Source organism: Pseudomonas sp. F-14 TE3482 (assembly GCF_053629455.1).
Window position 1 is genome coordinate 1,965,715 of sequence record NZ_JBRJII010000001.1, and the last position, 15,849, is coordinate 1,981,563.

The 15,849-nt window shown below is 61.1% G+C and carries 12 protein-coding genes; 2 read left to right on the top strand and 10 right to left on the bottom strand.

What is annotated here, in order from left to right:
* Positions 1-29: 29 nt before the first annotated feature.
* From AB7M26_RS08825 to AB7M26_RS08850, 6 genes are all read right to left on the bottom strand, one after another.
* Entirely contained in the window at positions 30-1,019 is a 990-nt protein-coding gene (locus AB7M26_RS08825) for a lysylphosphatidylglycerol synthase domain-containing protein (protein ID WP_123498473.1), read from the bottom strand.
* Positions 1,016-2,302: a cardiolipin synthase ClsB gene (gene clsB / locus AB7M26_RS08830; protein ID WP_123498475.1), complete on the bottom strand. Its 1,287-nt coding sequence runs from the start codon at positions 2,300-2,302 to the stop codon at positions 1,016-1,018. Before clsB ends, AB7M26_RS08825 begins: the two co-directional genes overlap by 4 nt.
* A complete protein-coding gene (locus AB7M26_RS08835) occupies positions 2,299-3,096 on the bottom strand; it encodes an endonuclease/exonuclease/phosphatase family protein (RefSeq protein ID WP_123498477.1) in 798 nt (265 codons plus the stop codon). The genes clsB and AB7M26_RS08835 overlap by 4 nt, the downstream gene beginning before the upstream one ends.
* Complete coding sequence (locus tag AB7M26_RS08840; RefSeq protein WP_123498479.1) at positions 3,093-4,019, bottom strand: DUF72 domain-containing protein; 927 nt, start codon at positions 4,017-4,019, stop codon at positions 3,093-3,095. The genes AB7M26_RS08835 and AB7M26_RS08840 overlap by 4 nt, the downstream gene beginning before the upstream one ends.
* Before the next feature lie 179 nt (positions 4,020-4,198).
* Positions 4,199-5,410 carry an MFS transporter gene (locus tag AB7M26_RS08845; RefSeq protein WP_123498481.1) on the bottom strand — a complete coding sequence of 404 codons (1,212 nt, stop codon included), beginning with the start codon at positions 5,408-5,410 and terminating at the stop codon, positions 4,199-4,201.
* A gap of 349 nt (positions 5,411-5,759) precedes the next feature.
* Entirely contained in the window at positions 5,760-10,076 is a 4,317-nt protein-coding gene (locus AB7M26_RS08850; protein ID WP_123498483.1) for a DNA glycosylase AlkZ-like family protein, read from the bottom strand.
* A gap of 325 nt (positions 10,077-10,401) precedes the next feature.
* Here AB7M26_RS08850 and AB7M26_RS08855 point away from each other — a divergent pair, with 325 nt between their 5' ends.
* Together AB7M26_RS08855 and AB7M26_RS08860 are read left to right on the top strand one after the other, a co-directional pair.
* Positions 10,402-11,286, top strand: a complete 885-nt coding sequence (locus AB7M26_RS08855; protein WP_032830563.1) for a sugar nucleotide-binding protein — start codon at positions 10,402-10,404, stop codon at positions 11,284-11,286.
* Positions 11,279-12,208 (top strand): NAD-dependent epimerase/dehydratase family protein, encoded by a 930-nt coding sequence (locus AB7M26_RS08860; RefSeq protein WP_123498485.1) that lies wholly within the window; start codon positions 11,279-11,281, stop codon positions 12,206-12,208. The genes AB7M26_RS08855 and AB7M26_RS08860 overlap by 8 nt, the downstream gene beginning before the upstream one ends.
* A gap of 175 nt (positions 12,209-12,383) precedes the next feature.
* On the opposite strand, the gene AB7M26_RS08865 is transcribed toward AB7M26_RS08860, so the two are convergent.
* The 4 genes from AB7M26_RS08865 to AB7M26_RS08880 all read right to left on the bottom strand — a co-directional run bounded on the left by AB7M26_RS08865 (position 12,384) and on the right by AB7M26_RS08880 (position 15,838).
* Complete coding sequence (locus tag AB7M26_RS08865; RefSeq protein ID WP_123498487.1) at positions 12,384-13,082, bottom strand: OmpW/AlkL family protein; 699 nt, start codon at positions 13,080-13,082, stop codon at positions 12,384-12,386.
* A gap of 248 nt (positions 13,083-13,330) precedes the next feature.
* On the bottom strand, positions 13,331-13,849 hold the full coding sequence (locus AB7M26_RS08870; RefSeq protein ID WP_123498677.1) for a DUF3299 domain-containing protein: 519 nt from the start codon (positions 13,847-13,849) through the stop codon (positions 13,331-13,333).
* Positions 13,850-13,860: 11 nt separating this feature from the next.
* Positions 13,861-15,126, bottom strand: coding sequence for an ABC transporter permease (locus AB7M26_RS08875; RefSeq protein WP_123498490.1), 1,266 nt, complete (start codon positions 15,124-15,126; stop codon positions 13,861-13,863).
* A gap of 1 nt (position 15,127) precedes the next feature.
* Positions 15,128-15,838, bottom strand: coding sequence for an ABC transporter ATP-binding protein (locus AB7M26_RS08880; protein ID WP_454238984.1), 711 nt, complete (start codon positions 15,836-15,838; stop codon positions 15,128-15,130).
* Between the last annotated feature and the right edge of the window lie 11 nt (positions 15,839-15,849).

The window sequence follows — 15,849 nt, forward strand, 5'->3', positions numbered from 1 at the left end:
CGAAGGCTGCGATCTTTTGATTCTGCTTCTTAATTCTGAGGTTTTTTCGAAATCCGCAACGACTTCGCCTTGGCTTCCACCACCAGATACATCACCACGGTAATCAGCAGCGGCAGCAGGAAATAGATCGCCCGATACGCGAGTAACCCTGCCACCAGACTTCCTCGTGAGGCCTCGTGTTGCAGCAATGCCACGAACACCGCCTCCAGCACCCCGAGCCCGGCCGGAATGTGGGTGATGACCCCGGCAATGGCGCTGATCAGCAACACGCCAAGCACCAGCGGATAATCCAGTTTGCTCGGTAGCAGGGTGAAGATCACCGCCGCCATCAGCGACCAGTTCAGTGCGCCGAGGGCCAGTTGCAGGACGGCCATGTGCAGCGACGGCAGGTTGATTTCCACGCCGCGAATCGACCATTCCCGTCGCCTGGAAAACCGACAGGCCGCCAGATAACCCGCGCTCAGTAGCAGCAATAACACGCCCACGCCTTGCAGGGCACCGCTGCTCAGCTTCCAGCCTGGCGGCATTCGCACCAGTCCGCTGCTGAACACGGTGCCGGCAATCACCATGTAGCCGAACCAATTGGTCGCCAGGCTCAGCCCGAGGATTTTCGCGATGTTGCTTTTGCTCACGCCGAGCCGTGAATACAGCCGATAACGCATGGCAACCCCGCCGACCCAGGCGCTCAGGTTAAGGTTGAAGGCATAGCTGATGATCCCCACCGGCAGGATCTGTCGCCAGGTCAGGTCTTGACGGATGTAGGTGCGGCCGATCAGGTCGAAACAGGCGTACACCAGAAAACTCAGCAACGTCAGTCCGGACGCGATGATCAGTGTGCGCACTTTGAAATCGGCGAGAGTATCGAACACTTCGCCCCATTCGATGCGTTGGGCGAGCATCGTGAACAGTACGATCAACGCCAGAAAAAACAGCATCGTCAGCGGCTTTTTCCAGCGGTGCCAGTGGGATTTTCTCGGCGTGTCGGAGTGAGGGGCAGGCTGCGCATCAGAATGGCTCATGCCTTATCGCTCCCGGTCGGATGAATGAAGGGTTTGAGGCGCGGTTTATGCGCCGGCAGCCAACCGGCCCATGCCGGGAAATGCTGCAGGAAGTGAAACACCAGAAAACCGATGGTCATGTGCCAGACCCGTCCGCGAGGCGCCTTGTCCGCCGACATGACCTTGCAGTGGTTGCTGCTCAATTCGTCGAGCCGCTCGAACAGGTCGCGGTTGAAGGCGCGGTCGCGGATCAACACGTTGGCCTCCAGGTTCAGGGCCAGGCTCAGCGGGTCGAGGTTGCTTGAGCCGACGGTGCTCCAGTCTTCGTCGACCAGGGCGACTTTGCCATGCAGGGGGCGATCGCAGTATTCGTAAATCGCTACTCCGGCTCGCAGCAGATAATCGTAGGTCATGCGCGCGGCGAGTCTGGCCACCCGCAAATCCGGCTGCCCCTGAAGGATCAGGCGCACCTCGACCCCTCGGCGCGCCGCGTTGCGGATTTCCCGCAGCAGCCGATAGCCTGGAAAGAAGTAGGCGTTGGCGATGATCACGCGATGTCGGGCACTGCGCACGACCTGCAAGTACACCTCTTCGATATCGCCCGGGTGTTCGCCATTGTCGCGATACACCAGCCGCACCTGACCATCATGATCGCTGACCGCCAGTTCTGCGCGCCTCTGTCTGCGGCGTTGCCACCAGTATTTGGCCCGGGCCGGGCGACCGCTTTGCAGCAAGGCGAAATGATGAATATCGGCCACCGCCGGGCCTTGCACTTCAACCGAGTAATCCTGTTTGGCTTCAGGGCCGAAGTCGGCCAAATGGTCGGCGGAAAAATTGATTCCGCCGAGGAACGCAATCGTGCCGTCGACCACCACAATCTTGCGGTGCATGCGGCGGAACCAGTTGGTGCGGATGCCGAAGTGACGCGGCGCGGGGTCGAATATTTGCAGGCGCACACCTGCATTGCTCAGCGCCGCAAGGTACTCCGTGCTCAGTTCGCCGCAGCCAAAACCGTCGAGGTTGACGGTGATACGCACCCCGCGTTGAGCCGCTTCAATCAGGATTTTCTGCAGTTCATTGCCGACCTTGTCCTCGAACACAATGAAGGTCTCCAGCAGGATTTCACTCTGGGCCTGGCGCAGCGCTTCAAACACCCGTGGAAAGTATTCCTCACCGTTCTCCAGCAATTGGACCCGGTTGTTACCGTGCCAACCGTATACGACGTTAACAACCGCCGGCTCACGTACGGGCGGCGGTGTGGAAACGTGTTCGATCGTGGTTTTTTCCATCAATGGGCCGGTCATAGCTCGATCTCCACCGATAGCGGTGCATGGTCGGAAAGGTGTGACCAGGGCCGGGCCGCCAGTACTTGCGGATGGCTGGCCTTGAGGTTGCGCACGTAGATGCGGTCCAGGCGCAACGCAGGCAAGCGCGCCGGGAAACTACGCGCAGGTTTGCCATGCAACTCGGCAAAGACTTCACGCAAGCCGCAGGGTTTGAGCAGCGCATCAGCGCGCAGGCGCCAATCGTTGAAGTCGCCGGCGACCACCACCGGGGCATCTTCCGGCAACTCTTCCATACGTTGGATCAGCAGCTCGAGTTGTGCCTTGCGATGACTTTCGCGAAGCCCCAGATGGACGCAAATGGCATGCACTTCCCGACCATCGCCGGGCATCCGCAGCACGCAATGCAGGATTCCACGGTTTTCATGGCCACTGATGGAAACGTCGAGGTTGTCGTGGCGAATGATCTGGAACTTCGACAACAGCGCATTGCCGTGATCGCCTGCCGGATAGACCGCGTTGCGCCCATAGGCAAATTGCGGCCACAGGGTATCGGCAAGAAATTCGTACTGTGGCATCGCCGGCCAATTGAGGTAGCGCTGTGGATGATGTTCGTGGGTGCCATGGACCTCCTGCAAAAACACCACGTCGGCGGACACACTGCGCACCGCCTCGCGTAACTCGGGCAAGATGAAGCGCCGGTTGAGCGCGGTGAAACCCTTGTGGGTGTTGACCGTCAGCACGGTAAAACGGCTCACGGCGCTGATGATGGGTTGCTGTTCATCCGTCGTGCCGACCGGTTCGGGAATGCTCATGGCAGCACTCCTTCGACCACTGGCTCACCGGGGGCGGTAGCAAGGTCCTTGTCGAGATGGAAACGCTCAAGCAGACGGCGGGCATCGAAGGGCGCGCGGACTTTGATGTCGTTATCGAAATAGCAGAATATTTCCCGGGCTCTGCGTGTCTTGGGTTTTTGCCGAGGCGCGATCAATTGCGGATCTGCTGGTTGCTGTCCGTGATACCAGGCCTCGATCCGGTCGCCCCAGCGTTTCAGCGCTTGGGGGGTATAACCGCTGGCGTAGAGTTCTTCGGCACCGTGCAGGCGCAAATAGACGAAATCACTGGTGAGGTCTTCGCGATACGGCCATTTGCCGGCGGTGTCAGCAATGACTAGCGCGGTGTTGTAGCGTTTGAGCAGACGGACGAAAGCGGGATCGACAAAGCTTTCGTGGCGAATTTCCACGGCATGACGCAGCGGTTTTTTGCCGTAAGCCTTCATGCTGGCGTGACCGTTCAGGCGTGGCTCATGTTGGCGGGCGAGGGCGGCGGCCTGTTCCGTGTCGTGGGGTAATTGTTCGAGAAAGCTTTCGAACAATTGCGGGTCGAATTTAAAGTTGGGTGGGAATTGCCAGAGGATCGGGCCGAGTTTTTCCTTGAGTTCCAGTATCCCGGAGGCAAAGAAATTCGCCAGCGGCTTATGAATGTCCCGCAGGCGCTTGATGTGGGTGATAAAACGCGGCGCCTTGACGCTGAACACGAAGCCCTCCGGGGTTTCGGCGTACCACTGGGCATAACGTTCGGGCCGTTGCAGGGCGTAAAACGATCCATTGATTTCGATGCTGTTGACCGCCCGTGAAGCGAATTGCAATTCGCGCTTCTGGGTCAGCCCCTTCGGGTAGAACTCCCCCCGCCAAGGCGTGTAGCGCCAGCCTGAAATACCAATATGAATCGCCGCCATGTCGCCTCCCGTCTATGTAGCCCTCGGACAGCCTCTGTCTTTTGATGACTGCCGGGCGTACTAGAAAGTTTCGACGGGGCTACGGACGGTAACGCGAAAAGATCGCAGCCTTCGGCAGCTCCTACAAGGCTAATGTGAACACCTGTAAGAGCTGCCGAAGGCTACGATCTTTTGATTTATTAATGACTTATAACAATCCGGGTCGAACCCTCAGCCGGTTCGACATACACCGGACCCAACCGGTCAAGACGCCCACTCCAGGCGGTCAGTGCCAGTGCGACCAATACCACCAGGCCGCCGATCCACGCGGTATGAATCAGCCCCATGTGCGCCACGATCAAACCACCGCCCCACGCCCCACCGGCAATGCCGAGGTTGAACGCCGCAATGTTCAGGCCCGAAGCCACGTCCACCGCATTCGGGGTGTGATGTTCGGCCTGACGCACCACATACACCTGCAGGCCCGGTACGTTGCCGAAAGCAACGGCGCCCCAAACCAGCACGGTGGCCAAGGCCAACCATGGATTTCCGGCAGTGAACGTCAGCACGAACAGCACGGCGGCGAGCAGGGCGAAGATGATTGTCAGGGCACTGATCGGACCGTGCTTGTCCGCCAATTTGCCGCCCCAGATGTTGCCGATGGCCACCGAGATGCCGTAAACCAGCAGCACCAGGCTGACGGTGCTGGCGCTGAAGCCGGAAATGTCCTGAAGAATCGGCGCCAGAAAAGTGAAGGCAATGAAGGAGCCGCCGTAACCGACCGCCGTCATGGCATACACCAGCAGCAGGCGCGGCTGCTTGAGCACCTGCAATTGCTGCAACAGCGAAGCCGGTTTGCTGTGGGCGATGTTTTTCGGCACATAGAGCAGGCTGCCGATGAAGGCGATCACACCCAAAGCAGACACGGCGAGAAAGGTTTCACGCCAGCCGAAATGCTGACCGATAAACGTCCCCAATGGCACGCCAGTGACCAGCGCCACGGTCAGGCCGGTGAACATGATGGCAATCGCGCTGGCGGCTTTCTCCTTCGGCACCAGGCTGGTGGCGATGATCGAGCCAATCGAGAAAAATACCCCGTGAGCCAGGCCCGTGACGATCCGCGCAATGATCAGCGACTCGTAGCTCGGTGCTTTCCAGGCCAGCAAGTTGCCGAGCGTGAACAGCACCATCAACGACAACAACAGCAATTTGCGTGGGACTTTGCCGGTAAGGGCGGTCAGCACCGGCGCGCCGATAGCCACACCGAGAGCATACAGACTGACCAGCAGACCGGCGGATGGCAGGCTGACACCGAGATCGGCGCCGATAGTAGGTAACAGGCCAACGATGACGAACTCCGTCGTCCCGATAGCGAAAGCGCTGAGGGTCAGCGCGAGCAAGGCAATGGGCATGGCTGCAACTCCGGTGGATTGATTGATGGAGCGCAGTGTCGGGGTTTGGGGCGTGCGGAAAAATACCGGGATGGGCATTTGATATTTGTGTGGAGGTCAAAGATCTCGTGGGCTAGCAAAACCTATGGCAAGGGGGGCTTGCCCGAATGCCAGTCAGTTAAGGCGCAGAACCTGTGGGAGCGTGGCTTGCCCGCGAAGAACGATGACGCGTAATTCCTGAAAAAACGCGGTGCATTCTTCGCGAGCAAGCCCGCTCCCACATTTGTTCTGTGTCGGAGCACGGTTTTGTGATCGACACACATCCCCTGTGGGAGCGGGCTTGCTCGCGAAGGCGCCAGACCAGACGCCATCAATGCCGGGTCAGTTTGCTGCGTACCTCGGCCATTGCCTGCTGATCCAGCTCCAGCCAGAACTGCTGCTTGCCAGCAATCTCGGCGGCGGCTGGCAAGCCGTCGCGATACACCAGTCGATTGCTCGCCAGTGCCGGCACTTTCGCGCCTGGCAACAGGGTGCCGGCGAGGTTTAGCGGATCCACCCCACACACCGCAATCAGACTTCCATCATGCGGTCGCCGCCTGACTTCGCGCAGCAATGGAATCGCCTCGGGCAGCGCAAATTGTTCCCCCGCCAGGCCACTGACAAACCGCCCGCCACGAATCTCGCCCCGAGCCTCGAGCCGATGAAATGTGCGCAACAATTCCCGCCAACTCGGCAACCAGTCCGCCTCACGCTCCAGCAAGCGCCAGAACACCACGCCGTAACGGCGCAGCAAGGTCATGGCGATGTGTTCCAGGGTGTCGCTGGGTGTGGGCGTCGGTCGTTGCTTATCCACAATCGGCGCGGCAGCACCGCGGCGCAGTAACGCCCAGCGTCCGGCATCGTCCATGCCGCCGACAAACGCTCCGCGTCCGCGTCGGCTGCTGCGATTCTGGCGTTTGCTGGCCGGGGTAATCAGCGCCCGCAGGCCGGCGAAGCTGTCGGCGTTTACCAGCCCGGCACCGACCAATTCCTGCAAGGCGATTTCCAGTTCCGAGCGCAGCAGATGGGCTTCGTGAATCAGCTCATCGAAAAACAGTGCGCCGTGCTGGCTGAGCGCTTCATGGACCTTCTGGGTTTTGGGCGACAGTTCGCTGACCGGCGTCTGTTCGGTCAAGCTGCTCCACAATCCGACCTGACTGCGCGGCAGCAGCAGAATCGGCGTGCTGCGCAATGCGGTGCTGGTGCTCTTGTTGCGCGTGGTCAGGCGGGTCCACACCAGTTTTCCGCTGCGGCATAACTCATCCAGCCAGCTCGCCGAATAGTCTTTGAGCCGCGCCGGCAGAATGTCGCTGTCCCATGCCGAAGCAGCGGCGGGGTAGCCTTCGAACTGGCTGATAATCGCCGGCAACACCGCGCGGCCCTGGCCTTGGCTCGCGGCGGAAAGATGCTGCCAGTCGAACAGAAAACGCATGAAATCCTGCAGAGCCACCGGCTCGATTTCCCGTCGCAGCCATTTGACCGTGTAGCGATGAATCCGCGCGAGCAGATGCCGTTCGCACCATTCTTCATCAGGGGCGCCCGGGGTGAATTGCCCGCGCAGTACATAGCCTTCGCGCTCCAGTTGTGCCAGAGCCTGAGTGACTTGAGTCGCCGGTAATCCAAGTGGTTCGGCAATCGCTTTCAGCGGCAGCGGACCAAACGCGCTGAGCCGTGCACGAATCAGTTCCAGCACTGCTTCGTCCGGCTCCCAGGTTTCATCGAAACCGGGCAAGGCCTCCAACGGTGGAGCCAATGTGGCTTGTGGATAAATCGCCCTCAGGCAGGTCAGTCGTTCCAGCGCGAGCCATAGCGATTGCTCCGCGTTGATCTGCAAACGGCTGGCGCGGCCACTGTCGGCCAAGGTGTTCAGCCAATCGAGCCAATTCGGGTTGGCCTGAGCCTCGTTGTCGGCGATGCACGCCAGGCTCATCAGCGCTTCATGCATTTCATCGATGCCGGTGGGCGTTGGCCAGGCTTCATCACGCACCGCAGTAATCGCGTCGGCGTCCAGGGCACCGAGATCATCGGTGGACTGCGGATCACTCCAGCGGCGGTTGAGCACTGCCTGAGTGCGGCGCTCTTCCAGCGGCGCATCGTCGAGGAAGGTGTAGGGGCGGGCGCTGAGGATTTCCGCCGCCAGTGGCGAAGGCGCTGGCAAGTCGCGACTGATCAGGCGGATGTCGCCCTGTTCCATGCGCCGCAATAACGCGAGCCAGCCTTCGCTGTCCATGGCTTCGTGCAGGCAATCGTCGAGGGTTTGTTCCACCAGCGGATGGTCGGGAATCTCGCGCTCGCCGGCGAGGTTTTCCACGCAGGCGATCTGATCGGGAAACACGCTGGCAATCAGGTCTTCGCTTTTCATCCGCTGGATCTGCGGCGGTACTTTGCGTCCACCGCTGTAGCGTGGCAGCGCCAAAGCGACCCCGGCGTTCCAGCGCCAGCGCACGCCGAACAGCGGGGCCTCGAGTACCGCTTGAATCAAGGTGTGTTCGGCGCTGTTGCTGTGCAGATAGCGCCAGACGTCATCCAGCTCGAAGCTATGACCGGTGGACAGCGACAAAACGATGGCGTCCTCACTGGCGGCGGCCTGCAATTCGAAGTTGAACGTGCGGCAGAAACGCTTGCGCAGGGCCAGGCCCCAGGCGCGGTTGATGCGGCTGCCGAACGGCGAGTGGATGATCAGCTGAGTACCGCCGGACTCGTCGAAAAACCGCTCCATCAGCAGCGTGTCTTGCGACGGCAAGGCGCCGAGGGTTAGCCGTGCCCGGGCCAGGTAATCCACCAGTTGTTCGGCACTGGCGAGGTTCAAACCGAGGGTGTCGGTCAGCCAGTCGACGGCTGGCTGAAGGTTGCCGGGCGTGACGCCGAGTCGTTCATCGAGTTGCGCTTGCAGGCGGGCCACGGCGAACGACAGTTCATCACTGCGCCCCGGTGCTTCACCGAGCCAGAACGGAATGGTTGGCGGCTGGCCCTGAGCGTCTTCGACCCGGACCTTGCCGGTTTCGACCCGCAGGATTCGATACGACGTATTGCCCAACTGAAAGATATCCCCGGCAATACTTTCCACCGCGAAGTCTTCGTTGACGCTGCCGATGTTCAGCCCTTGAGGCTCCAGCAGAACGCTGTAGTCGGCGTTGTCCGGAATCGTCCCGCCGCTGGTCACAGCGGTCAGTTTGGCGCCTCGACGGCCGCGCAGGGTGCGGCTTACGGCGTCCCGGTGCAGGTAAGCGCTGCGAATACCCAGGCGCCCGTTGTAGCCCTCGGCGAGCATTTGCAGCAGTGCCTGATAGTGCTTTTCGTCGAGGGTGGCGTAAGGCGAGGCTTTTCGCAGCATCTCCAGTAACGCTTGTTCCTGCCATTCCTGGCAGCTGACCTCGGCGATGATCTGCTGGGCCAGCACGTCCAGCGGCGCTTCGGGGATCAGTAACGTGTCGAGCTCGCCACGGCGCACGCAATCGAGCAGGGCGGCGCATTCGATCAGGTCGTCGCGGGTGGTGGCAAACAATCGGCCCTTGGGCGTGCCGCCGACCTGGTGCCCTGAGCGGCCGACCCGTTGCAGAAAACCGGCAATCGAGCGCGGTGAAGCGATCTGGCACACCAGATCGACGTCGCCGATATCGATCCCCAATTCCAGCGAAGCGGTAGCGATCAGCACTTGCAGTTCGCCGCGCTTGAGCCGTTGCTCGGCGTCCAGGCGAAACTCTTTGGCCAGGCTGCCATGGTGGGCGGCCACGGCCTCCTTGCCGAGTCGTTCGCTCAAGTGTCGACTCAGGCGTTCGGCCAGACGGCGGGTGTTGACGAAAATCAGCGTGGTCCGGTGTTCGCGGGCGAGGGCGGCGAGTCGGTCATAGACCAGCTCCCACACATCGTTGGCCATCACCGCCGACAACGGCACGGGCGGCACTTCGATGTCCAAATCCCGTGGACGGGCGTGGCCGATGTCGATGATTTCGCAGTCGCGATCACGGCCGACCAAAAAACGCGACACCGCTTCGATGGGTTTTTGCGTGGCGGACAAGCCGATACGCACCAGCGGTTGCGAGCAGAGTGCCTGCAGACGCTCCAGGCTCAGGGCCAGATGACTGCCGCGCTTGCTGGCGGCGATGGCGTGGATTTCGTCGACGATCACCGTGTGGGTGGTGCCGAGCATTTGCCGGCCGGAGTCGGAGCCGAGCAGCACATAAAGGGATTCCGGGGTGGTCACCAGAATGTGTGGCGCGGTTTTGCGCATGGCCGAACGCTCTTTTTGCGGCGTATCGCCGGTGCGCACGGCGGTGCTGATCGGCACGTCGGGCAGGCCCATCACCCGCAACTGTTCGGTGATGCCGGCCAGCGGGTTTTGCAGGTTGATCCGGATGTCGTTGGACAGGGCCTTGAGCGGTGAAACGTAGACCACCAGGGTTTCGTCCGGCAGGCCGTCCGGGCTCTCCAGGCCACGATGGACCAGATCGTCGAGCACGGCGAGGAATGCAGTGAGGGTCTTGCCGGAACCGGTGGGCGCGGCAATCAGGGTCGAGCGGCGCTGGCGGATCAACGGCCACGCCCGGGCCTGGGCAGCGGTGGCCGTTGCGAAGGTGTTACTGAACCAGGCGCTGACGGCGGGGTGAAAGCCTGCCAGTGCAGCGTCCGTGGGGATGGGCAGATTCATGGAGTAATTTATGCGGGTGGGGGCGGGAAGTTGCAAGTGCCGCTCACGATCTTTGCCGGCCTTTAGGGCCCTATCGCGGGCAAGCCCGCTCCCACAGTGTTCTCTGTTGTTCACAAATACTGCATTCACAGAAGATCCCTGTGGGAGCGGGCTTGCCCGCGATGAGGCCAGTAGCAGCACCACAAATCCCTGGGATCTACACTTTACGGATGACGGTTGCGCACTAAACCCGCAAAATGCAACGATTCCGGCAATTATTGAGGACATCGCCTGCGGGCGCTGTCGATAAAGCCATCGTTCCAATCAGACTGGGCCTGCTGACTCTATGCGAATGCGCCTTATGTTACTGGGCGGCGGAAATGCCCTTGGGCAGGCGCTGATTCGCCTCGGTGCGGAGGAAGACATCGGTTTCCTCGCCCCCCGCCCACCACAAGACGGCTGGGATGCCGCGAGCCTGACGCAACTGCTCGACGATACCCGTCCGGATGCGTTGATCAATCTCGCCTACTATTTTGACTGGTTCCAGGCGGAGACCGTCAGCGAGCAGCGTCTGGCCGGGCAGGAGCGAGCCATCGAACGGCTGGCCGAGCTGTGCCAGCATCACAACATCGTGCTGCTGCAACCGTCGAGTTATCGCGTATTCGATGGCTCCCGGGCGACCGCCTACAGCGAAAAAGACGAACCGGTACCGCTGGGCCTGCGCGGTCAGGCCTTGTGGCGAATCGAGCAAAGCGTGCGCGCCACCTGTCCGCAGCATGTGTTGCTGCGTTTCGGCTGGCTGCTCGATGACAGCCCCGACGGCACCCTTGGGCGGTTCCTGGCCCGGGCCGAGAAAGCTGAAGAACTGCTGATGGCCGATGACCGTCGCGGTAATCCGACGCCGGTGGACGACGCCGCCCGGGTGATCATTTCGGTGCTCAAGCAACTCGACTGCGCGGCGCCACTGTGGGGCACTTACCACTACGCCGGGCATGAGGCGACCACACCGTTGGCACTGGGGCAGGCGATTCTTACCGAAGCACGGGCCCTGCACCCGTTGGCCATCGAAGCACCGACCGCCCAGGCTCACGCCGCGCGGCCCGACGCCGCCGAAGAACCGCAACACGCGGTGCTGGCCTGCAAGAAAATTCTGCACACTTTCGGGATCAAGCCCCGCGCCTGGCGCGCGGCACTCCCGGGCTTACTGGATAGGTTTTATCGCCATGGCTGACAGCCCTGTTTTAATCACCGGCGGCGCCGGTTTCATCGGTTCGCACCTGACCGACGCCTTGCTTGCCAAAGGGCATTCGGTGCGCATTCTCGATGACCTCTCTACCGGCAAACGCAGCAACCTGCCGCTGGACAATCCCCTCGTCGAACTGATCGTGGGCGATGTCGCCGATGCCGCATTGGTGGCGCAGGCGATGGTCGGTTGCAGCGCTGTTGCGCACCTGGCCGCGGTGGCCTCGGTGCAGGCTTCGGTGGATGATCCGGTGAAGACTCACCAGAGCAATTTCATCGGTTCGCTGAATGTCTGCGAAGCCATGCGTCAGACCGGCGTCAAACGGGTGCTGTTCGCATCCAGCGCGGCGGTCTACGGCAATAATGGCGAAGGCGAGTCGATCGACGAAGACACGCCCAAGGCGCCGTTGACGCCGTACGCGGCGGACAAATTGGCGAGCGAGCATTACTTCGATTTCTATCGTCGCCAGCACAGTCTGGAGCCGGTGATTTTCCGCTTCTTCAATATCTTCGGCCCGCGCCAGGATCCGTCCTCGCCGTATTCCGGGGTGATCAGCATATTCAGCGAGCGCGCGCAAAAAGGCTTGCCAATCACCGTGTTTGGCGATGGCGAGCAGACTCGGGATTTTGTCTATGTCGAGGACTTGGTGGACGTGTTGGTGCAAGCCATCGAGAAGCCACAGGTCGAGGTTGGCGCCGTGAATGTCGGCTGGAATCAGGCGACGACCCTCAAGCAAATGCTTGAAGCCCTTGAAGCGGTGGTCGGCAAGCTGCCACCCGTGAGCTACGGCCCGGCGCGCTCCGGCGACATCCGCCATTCACGGGCGAATAACCGGCGTTTGCTGGAGCGGTTTACCTATCCCGAGCAGACACCAATGAGTGTTGGCCTGGCACGGTTGCTCGGGCACTGAGGTTTTACGCAGCCATGAAAAAGGCGCCGTTGAAGGCGCCTTTTTTGTGGCCGATGCAATACCCGTGGCGAGGGAGCTTGCTCCCGTTCGACTGCGCAGCAGTCGCCATTATTGGGTCTGCTTCGCAGCCCAGCGGGAGCAAGCTCCCTCGCCACAGAAGCCGATCAAATGCTTCTTAAAACTTGTAACCCAAACCAACCATGTAGATGAACGGGTCCACATCAACGTCGACCTTGGCTCGGGTGCCCGGTGCGACGGCGTTGTTTTCCACGGTCGCGGTGGTGTCGATGTCGATGTAGCGCACCTGGGCGTTGATCATTACGTTTTCGGTCAGCATGTAATCGGCACCGACCTGCCAGGCCAGCCCCCAGGAGTTTTCCGCCTTGAAGTTGCTGAAGCCGTTGGCGGCGGCTTCGCTGCCGACGTGCTCGTCGTAGATCCAGGTGTAGTTGATACCGCCGCCGATGTACGGCTGGAACGCGGACTTGGAATCCAGTGGGTAGTAGACCAGGCTCAGGGTCGGCGGCAGGTGTTTGAGGGTGCCGAGTTTGCCGTTGGCGGCGCCGAGGGCGGTGCCTTTGAGCTTCACGTCATGCTCGAACGGCGAGGCCGCGAGCAGTTCGATCCCCAGGTTGTTGGTGATCATGTAGGCGAAGTTCAAGCCCAGTTGGGTGTCGCTGCTCATGGTGGCCTTGCCACCCAGATCGGCGCCCTTCAGCGGGCCTTGATCGACCTTGACGCTGGAGCTGTCGGCTTCCGGGTTGACGGTGATCGCACCAGCCCGAACGATGATGTCACCGGCGGTGTGAGCATGGACGAGCGGGGCTGCGAGCGCGAGGGCGAACAGCGAAGCGCAGAGCTTGGACTTGTGCATGGGGGCTCCAAAGGACGTTAAAAATGTTCGATGTCCAATGGTAGGGATCCAACTGATACGGTCTTTTGACTCAGCTCAATGAAACAGTGATGGCCCCGATTTTTGCGAAACCCTTGATGGCCTCATCGCGAGCAGGCTCGCTCCCACAGGGATCTTCTGTGAATGCACTATTTGTGAACAACAGAAAACACTGTGGGAGCGGGCTTGCCCGCAATGGCGATTGAACAGACAACACAGAACTACCGGATTCACTCCGGCAATTCATACGCATAAATCTTGTCCGCCTCCATCTGATACCCGGCATCCGCCAACTCGCTGGTGGATGCTTTCACCTGCAACGCCCCTTCGATCCAGTACGGCTGATACAGCTCATCAAGCTTCACGCCGACTTCGCTTTTGACATGCACGATCTGGTTCGACGGTGGCGGCGGCACATGGATGCAGGCGCCGAAATACGGCACCAGCAAAAACTCGGTAGTACGGCCCTCTTCACTGACTTCCAGCGGCACGATGTACCCCGGTAAACGAATGTTCTTGCCGTCGAGGCTCTTCACCACCGGCGCGTTTGGCATGTCCTGCTTGGCCGCTGGGGCCGATTCTGCGGACAAAGCATCGCTCATCTTCGACAGGTCATGCAGCGGCGTCATGTTCGGCACTTCTGGCGCCGCATCCGGCGGAATCATTTCCGACCAGGTCAGGTCCTTTGGTTCGGCTGCCCACAGCGGAAGGGCAACCAGCATCAATAGCGCAAGCACAGCGCGGGGCATCATTAATGTCCTCATAGTCGGATCGACAGGCCATCGGCCAGGGATTGGCGATAAGCACGCCAGGCCGGCACGCTGCCCATCAGCAGCGCGGCGATCAGGATGCCACCGAGCAGCGTCCATTCATATTCACTCGGCCAGGCCAGCGGCAAGTACAAGCCATAATTCGCCTGCACGTAACCCTGCGCCACCGCGATGCACACATACAGCAGCGCCACACCGGCAATCACTCCGGACAACGCCAGGGCAAAGGCTTCCAGCACCAGCAAGGTCGCAATGTGCCACGGCCGAGCGCCGACCGAACGCAGAATCGCCATCTCGCGGCGCCGCTCGTTGAGGCTGGTGAGGATCGCCGTGAGCATGCCGATCAATCCGGTCAGCACCACGAACAGCGAGACGACGAACAGGGCTTTTTCCGCCGTGCTCATCAAACTCCACAGCTCCTGCAATGCCACACCCGGCAGGATCGCCAGCATCGGTTCGCCACGGAATTCGTTGATCTCCCGTTGCAGCGCGAACGTCGAAATCTTGCTGTTGAGGCCGAGCATGAACGCAGTGATCGCTTGCGGCGTCAGGTCCATGTTGCGCGCCTGGTCGGCACTGATCCGGCCATTACCGCGCGCCGGCACGCCGTTGTGCCAGTCGACGTGAATCGCTTCCATCCCGCCGAGGCTGATGTGCAGCGTGCGGTCCACCGGGGTGCCGGTGCGTTTGAGAATGCCGACCACGGTGAACGGTTTGTCGTCGTGTTTGACCAGGCTGATCACCGCTACGCCATGGGCCAACACCAGTTTGTCGCCGAGCTTGTAATGCAGCGCATCGGCCACTTCGGCGCCGAGCACCACTTCGAATGGATCGCTGGCGAAGGCGCGACCGTCCGCCAGTTCGAGGTGCTGTCGATGGCCGTACTGGTAATGCTCGAAGTACGCCTCGGTGGTGCCCATCACCCGATATCCGCGATGGGAATCGCCGAGGGACATCGGGATCGCCCACTTCACTTTCGGGTTGTTGGCGAAATGTTCGAAGCTGTCCCAGCGGATGTTGTTGGTGGCGTTGCCGATGCGGAACACCGAATACAACAGCAGGTTCACCGAGCCGGAACGCGCGCCGACGATCAAGTCGGTGCCGCTGATGGTGCTGGCGAAACTGGCCTTGGCCTCGGTGCGCACCCGCTCCACCGCCAGCAACAGGCAGACCGACAGGGCGATGGCGAACGCGGTAAGGATCGCGGTGAAGCGACGGTTAGCCAGGCTGGCCATGGCTAGACGAAACAAATACATCTCAGACCTCGGACGGGGTGGCGGCGCGATTGAGATCGGCCAGCGACAGGTGGCGATCGAACAGCGGCGCGAGGCTCTGGTCATGGCTGACAAACAACAGGCTCGACCCGGCTTCGCGGCATTCGGCGAACAGCAGGCGAATGAAGTTTTCGCGGGCGTCGTAGTCCAGCGCCGAGGTCGGTTCGTCGGCGATCACCAGTTCCGGCTGACCGATCAACGCACGAGCGGCGGCGACCCGTTGCTGCTGGCCGATGGACAGCGAATCGGCGCGGCGGCTGAGGATGTTTTCATCCTTCAGGCCCAAGTGGGCGAGCAGGGTGGCCGCGGCTTGATCGACGCTGCCGTGGCGCTGTTCCGCCCGTTCTGCGCGCACTTTGGAGAAGTGGCAGGGCAACTCGACGTTCTCGCGTACCGAGAGAAACGGCAGCAAGTTGAACTGCTGGAAGATGTAGCCGGTGTGATCGACGCGGAAGTGGTCGCGGGCACCGGCAGAGAGTTCGGTCAACTCCTGGCCAAGCAGGCGAATACTGCCGCGATCAGGCTTTTGCACGCCGCCGAGCAGGCCGAGCAGAGTGGTCTTGCCGCTGCCGCTGGGGCCTTTGAGGAACAGGGTTTCACCCGGCATGAGGCGAAACGCCGGGATGTCCAGCAGCGGCGGATGACCGGGCCAACTGAAGCCCAGGTCGGACAGTTCGATGAGTGCTTGGGTCATGTGAAACCGGT

Coding starts and splice junctions, on each gene's coding strand:
- AB7M26_RS08840 (WP_123498479.1), bottom strand. CDS start 4,019: ATGGCGGCGATTCATATTGGTATTTCAGGCTGGCGCTACACGCCTTGG.
- AB7M26_RS08850 (WP_123498483.1), bottom strand. CDS start 10,076: ATGAATCTGCCCATCCCCACGGACGCTGCACTGGCAGGCTTTCACCCC.
- AB7M26_RS08825 (WP_123498473.1), bottom strand. CDS start 1,019: ATGAGCCATTCTGATGCGCAGCCTGCCCCTCACTCCGACACGCCGAGA.
- clsB (WP_123498475.1), bottom strand. CDS start 2,302: ATGACCGGCCCATTGATGGAAAAAACCACGATCGAACACGTTTCCACA.
- AB7M26_RS08845 (WP_123498481.1), bottom strand. CDS start 5,410: ATGCCCATTGCCTTGCTCGCGCTGACCCTCAGCGCTTTCGCTATCGGG.
- AB7M26_RS08880 (WP_454238984.1), bottom strand. CDS start 15,838: ATGACCCAAGCACTCATCGAACTGTCCGACCTGGGCTTCAGTTGGCCC.
- AB7M26_RS08870 (WP_123498677.1), bottom strand. CDS start 13,849: ATGCCCCGCGCTGTGCTTGCGCTATTGATGCTGGTTGCCCTTCCGCTG.
- AB7M26_RS08865 (WP_123498487.1), bottom strand. CDS start 13,082: ATGCACAAGTCCAAGCTCTGCGCTTCGCTGTTCGCCCTCGCGCTCGCA.
- AB7M26_RS08860 (WP_123498485.1), top strand. CDS start 11,279: ATGGCTGACAGCCCTGTTTTAATCACCGGCGGCGCCGGTTTCATCGGT.
- AB7M26_RS08835 (WP_123498477.1), bottom strand. CDS start 3,096: ATGAGCATTCCCGAACCGGTCGGCACGACGGATGAACAGCAACCCATC.
- AB7M26_RS08855 (WP_032830563.1), top strand. CDS start 10,402: ATGCGAATGCGCCTTATGTTACTGGGCGGCGGAAATGCCCTTGGGCAG.
- AB7M26_RS08875 (WP_123498490.1), bottom strand. CDS start 15,126: ATGTATTTGTTTCGTCTAGCCATGGCCAGCCTGGCTAACCGTCGCTTC.